Here is an 18,733-nt window from a genome sequence, read left to right as displayed (position 1 = left end):
TCAGTACGCGACCGACCAGGTGGCCATCGCGCCGGTCCAGGTTTCGCCATGCTCGCGGCGCGAATCGACGTTCAGGCCGAGGGTGCCGCGACGGCCGAGTTGCGCGTCGAAGCCCAGGCCGAACACGGCCGCTTCGCGGGCGAGGCCTTGCACGTCGACCGGCGACCACGCATCCACCGCGGAGAAGCGGGCCTGGAGTTGTTCGCCCGACACCGACAGCAGGCGCTGCCATTCCAGCCTGCCCTGCAAGCGCCACGTGGCGCCGCCGATGTCGCCTTCCTGCTGCAGGCGGGTGCCGAACTGCGCCTGCCCTGCGCGCAGCGTCGAATCCTTCGTGGTCAGGCCGAAGCCGGCGGCGCCGTCCTCGCCGAAGCCGTCGCGATCGAACTGCATGCCCTGCGCACCGGCGTAGAGCGTGACGGAACCGCTGTTCCACGCCAGCGGCATGCCGGCCTGCATGCCAACCGTCGCATAGCGCTGCGTGTAGTCGCTGCCGACGCGGAACGCGTTGGCGCCGAGCAGGACGTCGCGCCGGGTCCAACGCTGCATGTGGCCGAACGACGTGGTGCCCAGCAGGTAGCCGCCGTGCCCCAGTCCCCATGCCGCGTACAGCTGGCCGTCGTACTGGCGGTTGAGTTCGCGGTCGCCGCGTTGCGAATGGTAGGCCGTGCCATCGACCTCGGACAGCGCGGCACCGACCGTCAGGCGATCGTCATGGCGCAGGTCCATGCCCATGGTCCAGCCGTGGGTGTCCATGTCGAACCGGCCCATCGTCCGGCGCGCCTGCAGCGAGTCGCTCCAGACGCCGGCCGGCCCTTCCCGCAATGCATCGACGCGCGATTCCAGCGCGTGTCGATTGTCGTCGATGGCCATGGTCGCGAACGGCAGGTCGGCGCCGTGCAGTTCACCCGAAAGGCTGTCGAGCGAATCCTGGAGGGCGCCCTGGTCGGAGATTCGCTGCAACGTGCCTGCCGCATCGGCGAAGGCATCGGCGCCGCCGCGATCGGCGGAGTTGCCCGTCTTTCTCGCTTCCCGCTCGTCGAGCACTGCGAACGCGCCGTCCAGTCGCTCCGCCGCGCTGAAGCTGGCCGCAGTGAAGCCGCCGCCGACGGCCGTGGTGGCCGGGATCTGCGTGACGTCCAGCCAGACGCGATTGGCGTCGTAGCCCAACGTCGCCTGCACCATCAGGCCAAGCATCTTGAGTTGGGAAAAAGTGCCATCGATGCCGCCATCGGCAACCAGCACTTCCGTGTTGCTGCGCGCCACGTAACCAGGCGCGATACCCGCCACGTTCAGTACGCCGTCGATATCGGCATGGCCAGTCACGTGCACCGGCGGCGTGCCCAACAGGATCTGGTAGATGCTGGTCGGGCCCAGCGTCAGGTTGCCCTCCATGGTGGTCACCGCGGAGTTGCCCCAGTTGGCCATGTAGCCGTGGTTGACCACGTTGCCCTTCATCACGGTCGGGCTTTGCGGGACGAAACTGGTGTTGAAGAGCAGGCTGCCGCGATTGGTGATGTCGCCTTCCAGCGTCACTTCCCACGCGTAAAGCTGCGCGCCGCTGTCGATCTCGACGTCGGCTGCCAGGCGGCCATTGACGGTGACATCGGCATCGCCACTGATGTGCAGTGGGCCGTCGAACGTGTTGTTGCCATGCAACAGCAGCCAGCCGCCGCTGCCGGTGACGTTGATGCCACCGCGTCCGGAGATGTCGTTCCACCAGATCGTGTCGGTGTCATAGGGCAGGAACACGTTCATGTCGCCCCAATCGAGGCGACCGGGGCCGCGCAACGCCTTCTCCACGTTGATCAGGCCCTGGCCGAAGACCGGGTCAGGGCCGGGGACGCCGAGGTCGGTCGCGGTGCCGAGCAGGATGTCGCGCACCTGCTTGCCGTTGAGGTTCGGGAATGCCTCCCAGACCAGCGCGGTGGCGCCCAGCACCAGCGGCGAGGCGACCTGGGTGCTGCTCATCGACCAGTAGGTCGGATTGCCGGCCGTGTCGTCCTTGCCCACCAGGGTCACGTCGCCCGGTGCGACCAGGCAGTAGGTCATCGCGGCGCCGCAGCCGTTGGAGTACGACGCCAGGTGGTCGGGACGCGCGGTCTCCACCGCCGCGACGGTGATCCAGTGATCGGCCAGCGACGCAGGTGCGCCGGCAAGGCTCGGCAGCTTGGCCATCTGGCTCGGTTCGGCCTTGCCGCCGTCACCGGCCGCGAAGACCACCAGGCCGTCGTAGGAAGGCGAACCCGCCGACCAGTCCACATAGGTTTCGAAGGCGTCGAAAAGCCGCGTGGAGACGGCCGGATCGGTCCACTGGAAGTTGCCGTCCCAGGTGAAGCCGACTGCACGGGAGAACGCGCTCTTGCTGGCCAAGCCACTTTCCAGCGCGCTCAGGCCTGCTTCCACGGTGGGCTGGCCGAACGGATTGCCCAGCGCGGGCTGGTCCGGAATGATCCGCATCACCGTCAGGTTGGCATCGGGTGCGGCACCGCCACTCCAACTGCCCTGCGCGCGACCGATCGCCGCCATCGCCGTCGCCGTGCCGTGGCCGTTCACGTCGTCGCGGGTGTAATCGTTCTGGGCGCGGTCGACCAGGTCGGAACCATTGCCCCACCACAGGTGCTGGTCGAGCACCGGCGTGCGCAGCGCGCCCGTGTCGAACAATGCGATGAACTGTCCGCCGCCCTTGTGGCCATTGAGGTGGGCGTCGGTCGCGCGCATGACGCGCAGATGCGCGTCGCCCGCGGTGGGCGGTGCATCCAGTCGCGTCGGCATGACCAGGCCCGTCGGTGCGGGCGGCGTGACGGGCGGCGTGACCGGAGGCGTGACCGGAGGCGTGACCGGCGGTTCAACCGGCGGTGTCACCGGCGGAGTGACGGGAGGCTTGACCTCGGGAGTCGTCGGCGGAGGGTCGCTCCGGACATTGCCACCACCACCGCCGCCGCCGCAGCCTGCAAGCGTCGCGGCGAGACACAGCAGGACCGCGCGGGACAACGCCGCGCGTGCGAAAGTCTTTTCCATGTGTAGCCCTCCCGGCCCCACCCGCTCCCCAGCAGGTTCCCTGAGCCGTCGAGGGCACATTCAAGCATGGGGGTTTTTGAGCGTCCATCGCTCACGGGCCGATATGAGCGGTTGGGCAAGTTCCCGCCATCAAAAGAAAAGTCGCACGCCTACCTGGACCTGGACATCGCGCTGGCGGACATCGAGCCCCTCGTCGCGCCGCTGGTTGCGGCTGCTGTCGACCTGCAACACCTCGCCGGTGATCCGCAGGCGCTCCTGCGGCCGCCAGTTCACCGCAAAGGTCACGGCATTGCCGTGCTCGCTCAGCATCGACGACGGGTCGGGCCGCTGGCGCGACTGGAACAGGTCGACCCGCAGCGCCGGCTGCCATTGGCCGTACTCGCGCGCGAGCATCAGGTAGCCGGCATTGAATTCGGTGTTGAGCACCATGCCGGGCACCGGCTCGAAGATCGTGTAGCCATGCATGGCCTGGCCCAGCAGCGCCCATTCGCCGAAGCGCTGTTCCGCCCCCGCGCTCCAGAAGTGCGTGCGCCAGGCGAACAGCGTGCGACCGGCGTACTGCACCGATTCGTCGAGATCGGCGTGGTTGTCGTAGTACAGCGCGGTGAAGCGGGTCTGCGACGACGGCTCCCATCCCAGCGAACCGTAGAAGCCGGGATGGTCATCCATCTCGACGAACGGGCGGTACTCCATCGGCACCGGCGCATACGCGACGGATGCGTACACGTCGGGCTGGCGCAGGCCGCCATCGAGGCCCGTGGCGATGTCGCCCAGGGCCCAGCCGCGCGAGGAGAGCAGCTCGCCGGCCGGGTCGTTCTTGAAGAACATCGCCGCGCGCGCGTCGAGCGTGCCGCGCTGGCCGCGGTGTTCGACATGCAGTTCCGCGCCGATCGTGCGCAGCTCCTCGCCGACCCAGCTGTTGATCGCCGAAGGCGTCAGCGTCCGGGTGGTGCTCCAGCCGACGCCGTCGTGTTCCAGCGATATCGGCGGGAAGAACGCACCTGCCTGCACGGACCAGCGCCAGGGCGTGGTCGACACCGGCCGGTAGCGCACCCAGGCTTCGGTCAGGTCGAACGGTTTGGGCAACTCCGGCTGGTACTGCGCCGTCGCGCTGGCCAGCAGCGACGGCGTGGCCTGGAAAGAGAGCTTCAGGACCGCCCCGCCCGATAGCGCATCATCCCCACCGCCGAAACGGGTCTTGCCCAGGCCGCCGTCGAGCCAGCTGGTTTCGTCCGCCGGGGCCGCCACGCGCAGGTCGAGGAAGCCTTCCGTCGTCAGCGACTGTGCCTGCGCGGGCAGCGCCATCAGGCAGGTCAGCGCGACGATCGTGCGCGTCGTGCGCATCAGGCCTCCACTCCGGCCCGTTGCTGCCACGGTTCGGCGTGGATCCAGCCAGCCAGGTCCTGCGCCGGCATCGGCGGCGAGAGCAGGAACCCCTGCGCATGGTCGCAGCCGATGTCACGCAACCAGGCCAGCGCTGCCGCGTTGTCCACGCCTTCCGCGGTGACCTGGTAGCCCAGGTGATGGCCGAGCTCGACGATGGAGCTGACGATGATCCGATCCTCGCGCGACTGGGCGAGGTTGGTGATGAACGTCTTGTCGATCTTCAACTCGCGCACCGGCAAGCGACGCAGGTACGCGAACGACGACTGGCCCACGCCGAAGTCATCGATGGCCAGGTCGATGCCCTGGTCGGCGAGGCGCCGCAGCACGCCGATGGCCGCATCCGGCTTGCCCATGATCGCGCTCTCGGTGATCTCCAGTGCGATCTGCGCGGGCGCGACACCATGGGTCCGCAACAGCCCGGCGATGCGACGTGGGAGATCGGCGTCCTCGAGGTCGCGCGCGGAAATGTTGATGTAGACGCGCAACGCACGCCCTTCGGCCTTCCAGCGACTGGCCTGTGCAATGCCGGTGTCCAGCGCCCAGCGCGTGACGTGGCGGATGTTGCCGGTTTCCTCGGCCAGCGCGATGAACGCATCCGGCGCGACCGGGCCCAGCACCGGATGCACCCAGCGCGCGAGGCCTTCGGCACTGTCGATGCGGTCCTCGCGCAGGTTGAGCCGGGCCTGGTAGTGCAGGTCGATGCCGCCGAATTCCAGCGCGTGGCGCAGGTCGCCCATCAGCGACAACCGCTCCGGGCGATGCGGATCGGTCGCGGGGTCGTAGACAGCGATCGGATCGACCGCATGCAGCGCGCCCATCATCGCCACCTCCGCGCGACGCAGCAGGACGCCGGCGTCGGTGCCATGTTCGGGCGCCAGCGCGATGCCGACGGCAGGTGCGAAGTCGAGGGTGAGGTCGGCTTCGCGGTAGGGGTCGCTCAGCGCCTCGACGATCCGCTGCGCCAGCTTGCGTGCACCCGCGCGTGCGTCCGCCCCTTCGCGGAGGAAGATCGACAGCTGCGTGTCGGTCGCGCGCGCCACCAGTGCGTTGCCGGCGACCGCCTGCACGCGGGCGCCGGCTTCGCACATCAACCGGTCGGACACCACGTGGCCGAGCGTCTTGATGATCTCCGGCAAACGCTCCAGGCCCAGCATCAACAGCGCCGCGCCACCGTCCGGACGTGCGGCCAGGGCGTCCTGGATCGCGACTTCGGCATGGGCACGATTCGGCAGTCCGGTCACCTGGTCGTGGCCGGCCTGGTGCAGGATGCGCGCCTCGCGTTCGCGGATCGCGTCGGCCATGTTGCCGAACGCATTGGCCAATTGGCCGAGTTCGTCGGAGCGCGCCGGTGTGTCCGGCGGGCTGTAGTCACCTGCCGCGATGCGCCGGGACAGCGCGGCCAGCGCCTCGACCGGCCGCGATACGCCGCGCGCGATCAGCCAGGCGCAGACCAGGCCCACGGTCAGCCCGAACGCCAGCAACAGGGCCCATGCAAAGGCGACGGAGCGATACGGCCTGAGCGCGTCATCGACCGAGAAACCCAGCACCGCGGCCACCTGCGGACTCTGGCCCGAGCCCCGCAGCCAGACGGCCTGCGAGACGTACTCGCGACCTTCGACTTCCACCACCACCGGCGAAGTCGGCAAGTGGCCGCGCGCGGACAACGGCACGGCGAGCCGGCTCGGGTCGCTGCCGCGCGCCAGCACGCTGAAACCACCCGAGGCATCGGCGGCGGCCAGCTCGATGCTCTTGGGCAGCACCGACTGCTGCTGCAGGCGCGACATCACCCGATCGTCGACGGGGATGACGGCACCGATGTAACCCACCAGGTCCGGGGCGAACACCGGCACGACCACCATCCAGCATGCGCGACGCTTCAAGGCCACGACCGCCGCCACCGGCTCCTGCAATGCGTTTTCGATCAGGTCCGCATAGGGGAACGGAGCGCCCACGGACAGCTGGTCCGATGTATCGGCCTGCACGCGACCGTCCACGCCGACCAGCAGCATCTGCGTGGCGCCGACACGCTGGCCGTGGTTGTGCAGCGCCGATGCGAGCGTGGCCGAATCGTGCTGCGCCACGGCCGAACGCAGGGCGAAGTCCTGCGCCAGCACCTGCACGGCCGCCGCGGTGCTGTCGGACATGTCGTCGAACTGATGCGCGAACGACTGCGCCGATACCTGCAGCTGGCGCTTGCCTTCGCCGATGAGCTCGCTGCGGGTGACGCGATAGACCAGCAGGCCGGTGATGCCCTGCACGAGCACGAGCGCCACGACGAAGAACAGTCCCAGTCGGAAGCGGAAGCCCACGGCCGGCGCCTGCGTCAGTACCGCGTGTGTTCGCGGTCGAACTGCCGCCGTGAATCGGGCAGCAGCGTCAGCGAGAAATCGAGGCTGCGATCCTCGTCAGCGCGCAACGCGATGCCGGACAACTCTAGGTCCGGGCGCTTCGGCGGCAACCGCGGATGCCAGACGCGCACGTCGAACTCACCGGCGGGCAGGTCGCGGAACTTCACCACGCCGCTCGTGTCGGTGTGCGCGACCCACGGCGCATCGGAGATGTAGAGGTAATTGATCATGCCGTCGTGGATGTTGCAGCCGACGGCGATGACGCCGGAGCGCTCGAGCTTCAGCGGTGCCGAGCTTTCGCCGGGCGCCAGCACGAACTCGAACGCCTTGATCGGCGAGAACGAATAGACATGGTGTCGGGTGCGGTCGCTGTTGCGGTAGACGACCTCGTCGCCGGGACGGAATACCTCGACATACGGGGTGAAGACCAGCGCCTTCTGGTCGATCACGCGCGTGGTTGCCCGGCCGCGGGTGGACGGTCCGCGCTGCTCGCCGGCACCGGCGCCTCGCACGACCATGGTCACGACCGCATCGGTGACAGGCTGGCCGCCGCGATCGGCGACGCGCACTTCGAGCTCGGCCGCTGCGGCCGAATGGCCGAGCAAAGCCAGCGTCATGACCACCAACGCCCCTATCCGCATGCCGCTTCCCCCGAAGGCGCCACCGCAGGAGGACCGTCCCCACGGCCCGTGCCCCGAGGTTAGCACCGGCAGCGTGGAGCGCAACCGGCCCGGCCGAGCCGCTGGCGACGGAGTGCGTGCACGCCGCACTGACGGTCCTTTCGCCACGGGCTAACGAGTCGGCCTTGAAAGTGGAGCCTCCCAGCAAAGGATTCCAAACTGCATGCGCCAAGGTCGGGTCGGTTGTGCCGGATGGTCGATCTCGCGCAGGCATGCCCATTTGTTCGGGGAGGGCGAGAGCATGCTCGCCCGCTACGCCACCCGGTTTGCGGTGGTGGAGGTCAACTCTTCGTTCTACCGCCCGCACCAGGCCAGCACGTACGCGCGCTGGGCCGCCTCGGTGCCTGCGCATTTCCGCTTCTCGGTGAAGGTGCCGCAGACGATCTCGCACGAGCTGGCGCTGCGAGGCGCTGGCCCGGCGCTCGACCGCTTCCTCGCCGAAGCCGAAGGGCTGGACACCAAGCTCGGCGGGTACCTGCTGCAACTGCCGCCGAGCCTGGCCCTGGACATGCGGTCGGCCACGGCCTTCTTCCGCGCCTTCCGCACGCGCAGTGCCGCGCCGCTGGTGGTCGAACCTCGCCATGCCAGCTGGTTCAAGGACCGGGTGCATCCCCTGTTCGAGCAGTTCGAGGTCAGCCGCGTGGCCGCGGACCCTGCGCGATTCGAGCACGCCGACCGACCGGGCCCCGAACCCCGCTGGCCCTACTGGCGCTGGCACGGATCCCCGCGCATGTACTACAGCGACTACAGCGAAGAGGCCCTGCGCTCACTGGCGGTGGAAGTCCGCAAGCACAGGAATGCGCCCGTGGCCCCCTGGGTCATCTTCGACAACACCGCACACGACTTCGCGACCGCCAACGCGGCGCGCTTGCAGGAGCTGCTCGCAGCGCCACAAAGGAAGCGCACGCGTGCCTGAGGGTCCGTCCATCGTCATCCTCAAGGAGGCGGCCGCTAAGTTTCGCGGCAAGACCGTTCGCAAGGCGACGGGCAACAGCAAGCTCGACCTCAAGCGCATGGAGGGCCGGCGCGTGGTCGCGCTGCGGAGCTTTGGCAAGCAGTTCCTGATCGAGTTCCGCGGGTTCAGCCTGCGCATGCACATGCTGATGTTCGGCTCGTACCGCATCGACGAGGCCAAGCCGGTGCCCGCGCGCATGTCGCTGGAGTTCGACAACGGCACGTTCAACGTGTACTCGTCGTCGCTCAAGTACATCGAAGGCCCGCTCGACGAGGCTTACGACTGGCGCGCGGATGTCATGAGCCCCGACTGGGACCCGAAGCTGGCCAGGAAGAAGCTGAAAGCCGAGCCGTCCACGTTGGTGTGCGATGCCTTGCTCGACCAGGAGATATTCGCCGGCGTCGGCAACATCATCAAGAACGAGGTCCTGTTCCGCATCCGCGTCCATCCCTTGAGCGAAGTCGGCGCGCTGCCGCCACGCAAACTCGGCGAGATGATCAAGCAGGCGCGCGAGTACAGCTTCGATTTCCTGGAATGGAAGAAGCACTTCGTCCTGCGCAAGCATTGGCTGGTGCACAACAAGGGCACCTGTGCGAACTGCGGCGGACCGCTGGTACGGGCGCACCTGGGCGTGCGCAAGCGCCGGACCTTCTTCTGCGAGAACTGCCAGGTGCGATACCCGTGATCCGGGCCCGCATCAGTCCTGCTCTGCCCATCGCGACAGGTTCTGCTTGATCCGTTCGATGCCTTCCCACGGGTCCTTGCGCCTCCTTTTAAGCCTGGCAGGCACGTTCTCGATGGTGAAGGCATCGGGCCTGGCCAGCTTGCCGAGCTCGCTCCACGCCAGGGGCATGGCCACGGGCGCACCCGGGCGGGCACGCAGCGAGTAGGACGCGACGGCCGTGGCACCGCGGCCGTTACGCAGGTAGTCCAGGAAGATGCGCTTGTTGCGCAGGCTCTTGGTGGCGGTGGCGAGGAATCGATGGGGCTGCAACCGCGCCAGGGTTTCGGCGAAACCGCGTGCGAAGCGCTTGGTCAGTGACCAGTCGCAACCCGGGCTGAGCGGTACGACCACATGCAGGCCCTTGCCGCCCGAAGCTCGCAGGAACGATTCCAGCTCCAGCTGGGCAAGATGCCTGCGGATATCGGCGGCCGCTTTCTTGACCTCGGCGAATGGCACGCCTGTGCCGGGATCGAGGTCGAACACGACCCGGTCGGCCCGGTCGGGATCGGCGGCATGCGCGCCCCACGGATGGAACTCGAGTGCGTTGAACTGCACGAGTTCCATCAGGCCGGCTTCGTCCTCCACCACCAGGTAGTAGGCGTTGTTGCCGCCCTCCTCTTTCAGCTTCACGGACGATACGAGCGACAGGCCCGCCGTGTGGTGCTTCTGGAAGAAGCAGGGTTTGCCGATGCCGCCAGGGCATCGAATGATCGACAGCGGCCGCCCCTGGATCTCCGGGAGCAGGTGTTCGAGGACCGCGGTGTAGTAATCCCAGACCTGCTGCTTGGTGATTCCATCGTCGGGATAGACGACCCGGGTCGGGCTCGACAGGGTCGGAATCGCGGCCTTCGCAGTCGACTTCTTCGCAGCGGACTTCTTCGCGGCCTTCTTGGTTGCGGGCGCAGCGGGTTCGCGATCGGAATCGGCCAGGTCCTCGATGCGCTTGTCCCAGCGGATGGCCTTGAGCGATGGCTGTCGCAGCAGTTGTTGCCGGCCCATGCCGCGGTAGAACACTTCCACCACGAACCGCGGGGCAAACCAGGTGGCGGCGCGCAGGTCGGAATCGATGGTCCCCACATGCGCCGTCGGCGTTTTCTTGCCGCCCTTGCCGAGCTTGGCGGTCACCTCGCGCATCATGGCGTCGTTGAAGCCGGTGCCCACCCGGCCGACGAGTCGCCAGCCGTGCTTGGCATCGGGCTTGGCCAGCAGCAACGAGCCGAAACCCGAGCGGCCGCCTTTGGGCGCGGTGTAGCCCACCACGGCAAACTCGTCGCTGGCCAGCTGCTTGGTCTTGCGCCAGTCATCGCTTCTGCCGGGATGGTATGGCCGGTCGGAACGCTTGGAGATGATGCCCTCGTAATGGCGCTCTGCCGCCTTCTGCCAGATTTCCTCGGCGTCGCCTTCGAAGTGCGTGCTGAAGGCCAGGTGCGCGGGCGGGTCCGTCAGCAGTTCCTGCAGCAAGGCTTTCCGTTCGGACAACGGCGCCCGATCGATGTCCACGCCATCCAGATGCAGCAGGTCGAACAGCACCAGGCTGAGGTTGCCTTGTGATTCGCCCGACAACGTCGACTGCAGGAGATTGAAGTCCTCCTTGGTTCCGGTTCCGGCGATGAGCTCGCCATCCAGCGCCGCGGACTTCAGTCGCAAGGCTTCGATGCCTTCCCGGATCTCGGGGATCTTGTCCGTCCACTCCAGCGCGTTGCGCGACCACAGCCGCACCTCGCCGTCGGACACGGTCACCAGGATCCGATAGCCGTCCCACTTGAGTTCGTGCAGCCATTGCTCGCCTTGTGGCGGCGCTTCGCCCAGGCGAGCCAGTTGTGGCTCGAACGGACCGGATGGCGCCTTGCCCTTCCTTGCGTCGGTCAGGGAAAGCGCCTTCTTTGCCCAGTCCTTGCGCCGGCCCTTGCGCACCGGCACTGCGGCCAGCTGCTTCTTCGTCGCCTTGCCGGAGCCGGCGCGTGCACGATCGGCCGACGGCGCCTGCTTCACGTCGGCCAGCAGGTCATCGGCTTCGAGTTTGCCGGCGAACGCGTCCTTGTCCTTGAACAGCAACCACTGCGGCTGGCGCGCGGCCTTTCCCGACCGCACCAGGTGCCACCCACCTTTCAGCTTGCTTCCGAACAGCTCGAAGCGCAGATGACCCTTGGCCAGCTGTTCTTCCGGGTCGGCCTGGGTCGACCAGACGCCATGGTCGAACTGCGCGACGTGGCCGCCGCCGTACTGGTCCTTCGGAATCTCCCCTTCAAAGGTAGCGTAATCGAGCGGATGGTCCTCGACCTCGACGGCCATGCGCTTGACGGCCGGGTCGTAGCTGGGCCCCTTCGGCACCGCCCAGCTCTTGAGCGCCCCGCCCACCTGCAGGCGGAAGTCGTAGTGGCGGCGGCTGGCATGGTGCAGCTGGACCACGAAGATCGGCCGCTTTCCCTTGGGCACGGCCTTGCCGGGCTCGGGTTCGCGCGTCTTGTCGAAGCTGCGCTTGCGACGGTAATCCGTCAGGCTCATGCGCTGGCAGCCTTCTTGCGCGCCGTCTTCTTCGCCGTGGCCTTGCGTGCCTTCTTCGCTGGCGCCTTCTTCGCAGGGGCCGCCTTCCTGGCCGCGGCCTTGGCCGGCGTGCGCTTGTTGGTCTTCAGGCTTTGCTGCAGCAGCGACATGAAGTCCACGACATTGGTCGCGGCGTCTTCGCGCGGTTCGGGCTCCTCGAACTTCGTTGTTGCGCCGGCGGACTTGATGCGCTTCTTGATGGTGGCCGACAGGCGCGCGCGGAATTCGTCGTGGTAACCCTTGGGCTTCCACTCCGAGCTCATCGACTCGATCAGCTGCTCGGCCATCGCCATTTCCTTCGGCGTGACCCGGTGGTCGGCGGCCTTGCCGGTGGGCAGCTTGTACTCGTCCGGTTCGACCAGTTCCTGCGGGTATCTCAACAGCAGCAGGACCAGCGCGTCATCCTCGGGCATCACCGAGCACAGGTACTCGCGGGTGCGGATCACTACTCGTGCAATGCCCACCTTGCCGGTCTTGCGCAACGTGTCCCGCAGCAGCACATAGCCCTTCTCCGCTCGCTTGCCTGGGGTCAGCACGTACGGCTTCTCGAAGTAGCGCAGGTTGATGCTGCCGGCATCGACGAAGGTTTCGACCTCGACGGTCTCGTGGGTTTCCGGGGCGGCGGCGGCGATGTCCTCCTTCTCGACCACCACGTAACTGCCCTTGGCGTACTCGAACGCCTTGACGATGTCCTTCCACGGCACCTCCTCGCCGGTGTCCGCGTTCACCCGCTCGAAGCGGATGGGCTTCTTGTCGCGTGAATCGAGCATGCGAAAGCTCAGGTCGGTCTTGCGCTCGCCGGACATGAGCGAGACGGGGATATTGAGCAGTCCGAACGAGATGGAGCCGCTCCAGATGGGTCGGGCCACGATGGCGCCTCCTGCTGAGTTGCCCTGTTTCTAAGCCCCGGCCCGTGAAACTGCTGTCGATCCAGTAACGCGGCCTACACCGTCCTTCCGCTATTCATGCGCTTTCGCGCGAGCGCCCTCGCCATGGCCCACTGGATACGTGAACACATGCTGGCCACCATCGTAATCACCGTGGTCTTGACCCTGGCCGCGGTCATCCTCTTCACCAACCTCACGGGCTCGGAAAAGCGGGTGCAGCGGATCGTGCAGCACCGCTACGCGGTGAGCGACCCGCAGTTCCGCCGGGAGATGGGCGTGATGCTGGGTCCGACCGTGGTGCCGGGCAACCGGATCGTCCACCTGCGCGACGGCGACCAGATCTTTCCGGCGATGCTGCACGCGATCGAGAATGCCCGCGAAACCATCACGTTTGAAACCTACATCTACTGGTCGGGCGATGTCGGCCGGGAGTTCAGCGACGCACTCGCCCGGCGCGCACGTGCCGGCGTCAAGGTCAACGTGACCCTCGACTGGCTGGGCAGCGCCAAGATGGACGAGGACAGCGTCGAGAAGATGAAGAAGGCCGGCGTGCATGTCGAACGGTACCGCCCGCTGAGCTGGTACAGCCTGGATCGCATCAACCACCGCACCCATCGCAAGATCCTGGTGATCGACGGAAAGACCGCGTTCACCGGCGGTGTCGGCATCGCCGACCAGTGGCAGGGCCACGCGCAGGACCCGGAGCACTGGCGCGACAGCCACTTCCTGATCGAGGGCCCCGCCGCGGCACAGATGCAGGCGGCCTTCAGCGACAACTGGATCAAGATGACCGGGCACGTGCTCAATGGCGCGCCCTACTATCCGGCGGTGGAGCGCCAGGGCGACATGGACGCGCAGGTTTTCGTCAGCTCACCGGCCGGTGGCAGCGAAAGCATGCACCTGATGTACCTGCTGACCATCGCCGCCGCGACGCAGACGATCGACCTGGCGGCGGCGTACTTCGTCCCCGACAAGCTCACCCTGCGTGCCTTGATCGAGGCCCGGGACCGCGGTGTGCGGGTTCGCATCCTCGTACCGGGCCCGCACATCGATTCCGATGCGGTCCGCCTGGCGTCCAAGGCGGAATGGGGCGTGCTGCTGGCTCGCGGCGTAGAGATCCGGGAGTACCAGCCGACGATGATGCACGTGAAGCTGCTGATCGTGGATACGCACCTGGTGTCGGTGGGATCGACCAATTTCGACGCGCGCTCGTTTCAGCTCAATGACGAGGCGAGCCTGAATGTCTACAGCGCGGCCTTCGCGAAGGAAATGACGGATGTGTTCGAGGACGACCTGACCCACTCGACCGCCTACACCCTCGAGCAGTGGACCCGGCGGCCATGGAAGGAAAAGTTGTTGGAGAAGTTCGTGGTTCCGCTACGCTCGCAGTTGTAGCCCAATGGGTCGGGCCAGGCGGATCGAACTTTGCCATCGCATATGAACCCCTCTTCGAATCCGGCACGTGTCGCCCTGATCGGCTACGGCTATGCCTCGCGAACATTCCATGCGCCGCTGATCCAGGCCGTGCCCGGCCTGTCGCTGGCGCTGGTTGCCTCAAGCAAGGCCGAGCAGGTCCGCGCCGAGCTGCCCGGCGTCGCGATTGAAGCCGACCCTATGCAGGCGGTCGTCGCCCGAGGTGTCGATCTGGTCGTGATCGCCACCCCCAATGACACGCACTTCCTGCTCGCAATGGCCGCGCTGCGCGCAGGCAAGCATGTCGTCGTCGACAAACCGATGACGCCCAGCCTGGCCGAAGCCCGCGAGTTGCACGCGACGGCGCAGGCGCGCGGCCGGCTCCTGTCCGTGTTTCACAACCGCCGCTGGGATAGCGACTTCCTGTCGGTGCGGCAAGCCCTGCGCGACGGCCTCATCGGCGATGCACGCCATTTCGAATCGCGCATCGAACGGTTCCGCCCCCAGGTGCGCGACCGTTGGCGCGAGCGACCCGGGCCGGCAACCGGGTTGTGGTGGGACCTAGGGCCGCATCTGGTGGACCAGGCGCTGGCCCTGTTCGGATGGCCCGACACCGTGCAGGCGAACCTCGCCCTGCAACGCAGCGGCGCGACCACGGAGGACTGGGCGCACGTCGTGCTGGGATTCGGCCCGACCAGGGTCATCCTGCACGTGGGGATGCTTGCCGCGATCCCGGGGGCGCGTTTTGTCGTGCACGGCACGCGAGGGTCCATCGTCAAGGCGCGGCCCGATCGCCAGGAACAGCAATTGCTCGAAGGACTGCGACCCGGTGACCCGCAATGGGGGACCGATGCCGATCCCCTGCAATGGCAAAGCGATGATGGCCCGGCGCAGACGCGACCCGCCCTGCCGGGCGACCAATCGCAGTTCTACGTGGAGCTCGCTGCAGCGATCGCAGGCAACGGGCCCAACCCCGTTCCGCCGGACGAGGCCATTCGCGTCATGGCGATCATGCAAGCGGCGGTGGACTCGGCATCGGACGGGCGTACCGTTTCGCCGACCTGTCCTGTCTAGCGCCAAATCCATAGTGCGATCACAGCCGCCATCACGAGCCAGATGGTCACGATGGCCACGGCCATGGCACGACTGACTGGTCGGTCGACGGCGGCCGCGGCCTTTTCCCTGGCGGACTGTTTGACCTCTGGCGGGATAAGGCGCAGCACCAGCGTGACGCCAAGCGGGACAATGATCAGGTCGTCGAGGTAACCCAGTACCGGAATGAAATCCGGGATGAGGTCGATCGGGCTCAGGGCATACGCCGCAACGAACAATGCGAGCAGGCGGACCAGCCACGGCGTCCTGGGGTCACGCGCAGCGAAGTAGACGACAAGTGTCTGCTGCTTCAGCGCTCTTGCCCACTTTCTCAGCGTGGAAGTCATCGCCGCTTGTCAGGTGTCGCCAATGGGCAAGGCAGAGTACGGATGCACGACCCTGCTGACAGCGTTGGGTCGGAAGCGGACGTTAGCACCGGCTCCGAGCCCTGTCTCGGCCAATGCCCGCTAACGGCCGGAAGCGGACATCGGTCACTGGATACTGTAGAAGGCGGATCAGGGCCCTTCGATGCGAGGGGGCGATTGCGCAGGCTCGCGAAATTCGCGGACACAACCAAGGGGTTACGCATGAGAACGATGTGGGTGGCATTGGCGGTTGGCGCGTTGATCGCGGGTCCGGTGGTGGCACAGGTGCCGACCGGCAAGATGGACCCGCTGCGTCCTGACCAGCAACGCTTCTTCGAGCTCTACAAGCAACTGGTCGAGACCGACACCTCGGTCACCACCGGCAATTGCACCCAGGCCGCCGGGCAGATCGCCGCGCGCCTGAAGGCAGCGGGCTTTGCCGACGACCAGATCACCCTGTTCTCGGTGCCCGAGCATCCGAAGGAGGGCGGGATCGTAGCCATCTACCCCGGCACGTCCAGCACGCTCAAGCCGATCCTGCTGCTGGCGCACATCGACGTGGTGGCGGCCAAGCGGGCCGACTGGGTGCGCGACCCGTACACGCTGGTCGAGGAGGGCGGCTACTACTACGCGCGCGGCATCGCCGACGACAAGATGATGGCGGCGACCTGGGCCGACACGCTGATCCGCTTCAAGCAGGACGGCTACAAGCCCGCGCGCACGGTCAAGATGGCGCTGACCTGCGGCGAGGAGACCGACACCGCGTTCAACGGCGCGCAGTACCTGGCCAACCACAAACGCGATCTGATCGACGCGGCCTTCGCCCTCAATGAAGGCGGCGGCGGGGACACGGATGGCAAGGGGCACCTCGTCGCACAATCGATCCAGGTAGGCGAGAAGACCTACCAGGACTACAAGCTGGTCGCCACCAATCCCGGCGGACACAGCTCCCAACCCGTGCGCGATAACGCGATCTACGCCATGTCCGAGGCCCTGTTGAAGGTCGGAGGGCACGAGTTCCCGGCCGAGTTCAGCGACACTACCCGCGCCTTCTTCGCGCGCGCCGGCGCGGCGCGCAAGGATGAGTTGGGGGCGGCGATGGTGGCGTTGGCGAAGGATCCGGGTGACGCCAGGGCGGCGGCTGTCGTCAATACCGACAAGGGCTTCCACTCGATGCTGCGCACGACGTGCGTGGCGACGATGATCAACGGCGGGCATGCGGTCAATGCACTTCCGCAGCGGGTCGAAGCCAACGTCAATTGCCGCATCTTCCCCGGCCATACGCCGGTGGAGATCCAGGACGCGCTGGCCCGGGCGATCGGCAATCCCGCCATCTCGATCGACCTGGCACGCAAGGACAAGCCCCTGGCCAAGTCGCCCGCGCTCGATCCGGCGATCATCGGCCCGATGGAGACGTTGAGTGCGAAGTACTTCCCCGGCGTGCCAGTGATCCCGTCGATGTCGACCGGCGCGACCGACGGACTCTACATGTCGGCCGTGGGTATCCCGACCTACGGCGTGCCCGGCATGTGGGGCGATCCCGATGGCAATGGCGCGCATGGGCTCAATGAACGGCTGGAAGTGCGTTCGGTTTATTTCGGGCGCGATTATCTCTTCGACCTGGTCAAGGCGTTGGCGCAGTAAGGGCGCGGCCGGTCCCCTAAACGAAAGCAAGGGGCAGAGCATGGGGACGAGGTAATCAAGTCAGCCCTTGAACATCCGTCCACTCTTCAGGCCCGCCAACGGCGGGCCTACTTTGCTGCGAAAGGAGGAAGCACGGATTACTACTGTCGGATGTCTGCTTCCGGCCAGGAGCGGACATCTAAGGAATCGAAGTTTCTGGATACATCGAGGCCGCTTCCGCTCGACCCAGCATCCTGGCACCGCGGAGCGTTTCATGCCAGAGCGACCCGCAAGCATTGCAGCGCTTGAGAAAGGTTGGGCCATCTTCACGGGCAGCTAGCCGTTCGAACCTCTCAAACGGCGCGTGATAACCGACTTTGCAATCGGCACATTGAAGTTCGGTCTGGGTTGACATCAAGGCCTCTTCATTCGTTCGCCCGATCCCGGATGTCCGCTACGGGTCGAACGCGGACGTTAGCACCGCCCCCGGCGGTGGATCTAGCCGAGCGTCCGCTATCGGCCAGAAGCGGACGTTCGCCTATCAGCTAGGCAGCCGCAACAGATAGCCCGATTGGCTTGGCGAGGTAGCAACAACAAACACCCATCCTTGCCCGACTGGATCGACAAAATGCAAATCGCCGGCCGCGAACCCACTAATCCTACGATGCGTTGGTTTGAGGTATCGAGTCATGAGCCATCGGCACCGATACTTGTCCGTGACCCGGACTCTTCCGCACCGGGAGGGCCGCACGCCAACTCGGTCAATCGCCGCTCCTCAATCACGTGAGGAGGAAGCGTTCCATGCTCAATCATTGCGTAAAAGCCTGTCCAGCCAGGCTGCTCGGGCCAGCGTGACCTATATGCCTCACGCTCGTCCCCAGTCAACGCGCGATACCACACGCTCCATTCGACCCAATAGCTCTCGCCGTGCCCCATGCGCCACCCGAGACTTCCCCAGGGGATCGTGGGGAACTGGACGAAGGGCGGACTCTTCTCCATGCACAGTTCTCATGTTCGAAAGATCGGCGAAGCGGAGTATGTCCGCTTTGGGTCGGAAGCGGACGTTAGCATCGGCCCCGGCGACCAGGTAGCCCCCAAGTCCGTTACCGGCCGGAAGCGGACGTTCGCCTCCGCCGAGCCCGAGTCAACCAGCGAAGCGCCTTCAGCTTGAAGCGAACTCAGGCTGATCACGAATACCTGGCGGGCAGCGGAGCATGGGTACGGATAGCCTCAAGCACCTCATCCGGGTCGCTCTGGCACCAGTAGCGGAAGTACAAAGACGGCTGCTTTGATCCCTTGAAAATATCTTCCGCGCTTGTGTTGGGAAGGATCAGAAGCTTTGGGGCGCTCCACTGCTGAGCCATGACGCCGATAGGACCTAGCTGACCAATCACATCAATCAGCCATGTGGCCTGGCCTCCCGCGATGCTGGCTAGTGGGCATACCCGCCAGGCCGCAGCCAAGACCTCCAAGATGTCGCACGAAGCGGCAATGGAGAACGCCGCTTCGTGAGAGGCGCAATCGTCCCCTGCGCAAACGCTATCCCGGTCAACGGTGATGGCGAGGATCATTGGGAACGGGGCCTGGAATGTCCGCTATGGGTTGCGGTTTCAACCGGTCGATGCAACACACTGAGAGCTGCCTAGGCAGCGGGAGTGTTGCAGATGAAGTACCGGGCAAGGATCTGTTACACGG

Annotated in this window: 13 protein-coding genes; 5 read left to right on the top strand and 8 right to left on the bottom strand. The window is 66.4% G+C overall.

Annotated elements, in window-relative coordinates; genetic code table 11:
• From ACFOPO_RS17490 to ACFOPO_RS17475, 4 genes are all read right to left on the bottom strand, one after another.
• Complete coding sequence (locus tag ACFOPO_RS17490) at positions 1-3,021, bottom strand: autotransporter domain-containing protein (RefSeq protein WP_386704915.1); 3,021 nt, start codon at positions 3,019-3,021, stop codon at positions 1-3.
• Between the two features lie 129 nt (positions 3,022-3,150).
• Positions 3,151-4,365, bottom strand: a complete 1,215-nt coding sequence (locus ACFOPO_RS17485; protein ID WP_386704913.1) for a hypothetical protein — start codon at positions 4,363-4,365, stop codon at positions 3,151-3,153.
• On the bottom strand, positions 4,365-6,716 hold the full coding sequence (locus ACFOPO_RS17480; protein WP_386704911.1) for a putative bifunctional diguanylate cyclase/phosphodiesterase: 2,352 nt from the start codon (positions 6,714-6,716) through the stop codon (positions 4,365-4,367). The genes ACFOPO_RS17485 and ACFOPO_RS17480 overlap by 1 nt, the downstream gene beginning before the upstream one ends.
• Positions 6,717-6,730: 14 nt before the next feature.
• Positions 6,731-7,372, bottom strand: a complete 642-nt coding sequence (locus tag ACFOPO_RS17475; protein WP_386704909.1) for a methylamine utilization protein — start codon at positions 7,370-7,372, stop codon at positions 6,731-6,733.
• Positions 7,373-7,598: 226 nt separating this feature from the next.
• On the opposite strand from ACFOPO_RS17475, the gene ACFOPO_RS17470 reads away from it, so the two are divergent.
• Together ACFOPO_RS17470 and ACFOPO_RS17465 are read left to right on the top strand one after the other, a co-directional pair.
• A complete protein-coding gene (locus tag ACFOPO_RS17470; protein ID WP_386704908.1) occupies positions 7,599-8,351 on the top strand; it encodes a DUF72 domain-containing protein in 753 nt (250 codons plus the stop codon).
• Entirely contained in the window at positions 8,344-9,075 is a 732-nt protein-coding gene (locus ACFOPO_RS17465) for a DNA-formamidopyrimidine glycosylase family protein (RefSeq protein ID WP_386704907.1), read from the top strand. Before ACFOPO_RS17470 ends, ACFOPO_RS17465 begins: the two co-directional genes overlap by 8 nt.
• A 12-nt stretch (positions 9,076-9,087) precedes the next feature.
• On the opposite strand, the gene ligD is transcribed toward ACFOPO_RS17465, so the two are convergent.
• The gene (ligD, locus tag ACFOPO_RS17460; RefSeq protein WP_386704906.1) at positions 9,088-11,619 is read right to left on the bottom strand and encodes a DNA ligase D; all 2,532 of its coding nucleotides are present in this window, start codon (positions 11,617-11,619) and stop codon (positions 9,088-9,090) included.
• Positions 11,616-12,527, bottom strand: coding sequence for a Ku protein (locus tag ACFOPO_RS17455; RefSeq protein ID WP_386704905.1), 912 nt, complete (start codon positions 12,525-12,527; stop codon positions 11,616-11,618). The genes ligD and ACFOPO_RS17455 overlap by 4 nt, the downstream gene beginning before the upstream one ends.
• Before the next feature lie 147 nt (positions 12,528-12,674).
• Here ACFOPO_RS17455 and ACFOPO_RS17450 point away from each other — a divergent pair, with 147 nt between their 5' ends.
• Positions 12,675-13,940, top strand: a complete 1,266-nt coding sequence (locus ACFOPO_RS17450; protein ID WP_386704903.1) for a phosphatidylserine/phosphatidylglycerophosphate/cardiolipin synthase family protein — start codon at positions 12,675-12,677, stop codon at positions 13,938-13,940.
• A gap of 42 nt (positions 13,941-13,982) precedes the next feature.
• Positions 13,983-15,032 carry an oxidoreductase gene (locus ACFOPO_RS17445; protein ID WP_386704901.1) on the top strand — a complete coding sequence of 350 codons (1,050 nt, stop codon included), beginning with the start codon at positions 13,983-13,985 and terminating at the stop codon, positions 15,030-15,032.
• Here the strand turns inward: ACFOPO_RS17445 and ACFOPO_RS17440 are convergent.
• Entirely contained in the window at positions 15,029-15,397 is a 369-nt protein-coding gene (locus ACFOPO_RS17440) for a YkvA family protein (protein ID WP_386704900.1), read from the bottom strand. The genes ACFOPO_RS17445 and ACFOPO_RS17440 overlap by 4 nt on opposite strands.
• 240 nt (positions 15,398-15,637) lie before the next feature.
• Between ACFOPO_RS17440 and ACFOPO_RS17435 the strand changes: the two genes are divergently transcribed.
• Positions 15,638-17,059: a M20/M25/M40 family metallo-hydrolase gene (locus tag ACFOPO_RS17435; RefSeq protein WP_386704899.1), complete on the top strand. Its 1,422-nt coding sequence runs from the start codon at positions 15,638-15,640 to the stop codon at positions 17,057-17,059.
• 1,166 nt (positions 17,060-18,225) lie between these two features.
• Here ACFOPO_RS17435 and ACFOPO_RS17430 read toward each other — a convergent pair.
• Positions 18,226-18,609, bottom strand: a complete 384-nt coding sequence (locus tag ACFOPO_RS17430) for a hypothetical protein (protein ID WP_386704897.1) — start codon at positions 18,607-18,609, stop codon at positions 18,226-18,228.
• Between the last annotated feature and the right edge of the window lie 124 nt (positions 18,610-18,733).

Origin of the sequence: Lysobacter sp. GCM10012299 (assembly GCF_042649405.1) — a bacterium.
Taxonomy (GTDB): domain Bacteria; phylum Pseudomonadota; class Gammaproteobacteria; order Xanthomonadales; family Xanthomonadaceae; genus Lysobacter_J.
This window is presented reverse-complemented; position numbering and strand designations above follow the sequence as displayed.